Annotated in this window: 1 protein-coding gene; it reads left to right on the forward strand. The window is 68.8% G+C overall.

The window, feature by feature from the left end; translation table 11 throughout:
* The coding region (locus tag EST54_RS33700; protein WP_129251461.1) for a type I polyketide synthase at positions 1–2,340 on the forward strand (2,340 nt) is incomplete at both ends.

Below are 2,340 nucleotides of genomic sequence, written 5' to 3' on the forward strand. Positions count from 1 at the left end.
GGCTGATGCGGCGTTGGTGCCGGTTCGGCTTGATGTGGATGCGCTGCGGGCGCAGGGCACAGCACTGCCACCCCTCTATCAGCACCTGGTCCCCACCGTTCGCCGTACCGTGGCTGTCAGTGACGGCACCACCGCCGAGACACTGCACCAGCAGCTGTCCGTGCTGGCCCCGGCCGAGCGGGAACGCGCGCTGCTCAATGTGGTGCGTGGTCAGGTGGCCGCGGTGCTGGGGCACGCGACTCCGGCTGCCATCGCGCCCGACCGTGCCTTCAACGATCTGGGCTTCGACTCGTTGACCGCGGTCGAATTACGCAACAGCCTCAACACCGCCACCGGCCTGCGACTGCCCGCCACGCTCGTCTTCGACTACCCGACCGCCGGCGACCTCGCGAGCTACCTCCACGACGAACTCCTCGGCACGCTCGACACACCTGTCACCGCGCCGGTGACTCAGGAGGAGTCCGTCACCGACGATCCGATCGTCATCGTGGGCATGTCCTGCCGCTACCCGGGCGGCGTGGAGTCGCCCGAGAGCCTGTGGCACCTGATAGCCGAGGGCAAGGACACGGTCTCCGAATTCCCGGAGGACCGCGGCTGGGACACCGGCACGATCTTTGACCCGCAGGGCGAGCGGCCGGACACCACCTACGTGAACAAGGGGGGTTTCCTGCACGACGCGGCCGACTTTGATGCGGCCTTCTTCCGAATCAGCCCGAACGAAGCGCTGAGCACCGACCCGCAGCAGCGGTTGCTGCTGGAGGCCTCCTGGGAGGCGTTCGAGCGGGCGGGCATCGACCCCGCGACCGTCAAGGGCAGCAGGACGGGTGTCTTCGCCGGCGTCATGTACCACGACTACCCGACCAGTCACAGCGCGGGCAGCATCGTCTCCGGACGGATCGCGTACACCTTCGGCCTGGAGGGGCCAGCGGTGACGGTGGACACGGCATGCTCCTCGTCGCTGGTGGCGCTGCATCTGGCGAGCCAGGCGCTGCGCAACGGCGAATGCTCACTCGCCCTGGTCGGCGGTGTCACCGTGATGGCCACTCCGGCCACCTTCATCGAGTTCAGCCGGCAGCGTGGTCTGGCGCGTGATGGCCGTTGCAAGTCTTTCGCCGAGGCGGCGGACGGCACCGGTTGGTCCGAGGGCGTCGGTGTGCTGGTGGTGGAGCGTTTGTCGGATGCGCGGCGCAATGGTCACCGTGTGTTGGCGGTGGTTCGGGGCTCTGCCGTGAACCAGGACGGTGCGAGCAATGGCCTCACTGCGCCGAACGGTCCGTCCCAGCAGCGCGTGATTCGGGCTGCGTTGGCGAATGCGCAGCTGTCGTCGGACCAGGTCGATGTGGTGGAGGCGCACGGTACCGGGACGGTGCTGGGTGATCCGATCGAGGCGCAGGCGCTGCTGGCGACGTACGGGCGTGACCGTGTGGAGGGGCGTCCGTTGTGGTTGGGGTCGGTGAAGTCGAATCTCGGGCATACGCAGGCTGCGGCGGGTGTCGCGGGGATCATCAAGATGGTCATGGCGATGCGTCACGGCGTGTTGCCGAAGACGCTGCATGTGGATGCGCCGTCGTCGAAGGTGGACTGGTCCGCGGGTGGGGTGGAGCTGCTGAGGGAGTCCCGACGGTGGGAGGGCGGGAGGCTGAAGCGTGCGGCGGTGTCGTCCTTCGGAATCAGCGGCACCAACGCCCACGTCATCATCGAGCAGGCCCCCGAGCTTGCCGATGCCGAGCCCAGGGCCGGCGGTCCGCAGCCGCAGCCGCAGCCGGTCACGGGACGGGTGTACGGACCCGAGACGTGCGCATGGCCGGTGTCTGGCGCGAGCGCGACGGCGCTGAGTGCTCAGGCGGCCCGGCTGTTGGACCTGTTGGAGCGTACGGATGCGGTTGCGGGTGCTCCGGAGCCGGTGGATGTGGGGTATGCGCTGGCGACGACGCGGGCACAGTTGGAGCATCGCGCGGTGGTGGCGGGTGTCGGCCGTGGTGAGTTGGTGGCTGGGTTGGCCGCACTGGCTGCCGGCGAGGACGCGACGGGCGTCACCCGGGGTGTGGTGGCTGAGGGACGGTTGGCGTTTCTGTTCACCGGGCAGGGCGCGCAGCGGGGCGGGATGGGACGTGAGTTGTACGACGCGTTCCCGGTCTTCGCGCGGGCGCTTGATGAGGCTTGCGGCCACCTCGACGCCCACCTCCAACGGCCTTTGAAGGACGTGCTGTTCGCGGAGGACGGCGGGTCGGCGGAGAGCGCTCTGCTGGACCGTACCGAGTACGCGCAGCCTGCCCTGTTTGCCGTGGAGACGGCACTGTTCCGGCTTGTTGAGTCGTGGGGTGTGCGCCCGGATGTGGT

This window comes from Streptomyces sioyaensis, from assembly GCF_004122735.1.
In the GTDB taxonomy this organism is placed as follows: domain Bacteria; phylum Actinomycetota; class Actinomycetes; order Streptomycetales; family Streptomycetaceae; genus Streptomyces; species Streptomyces sioyaensis.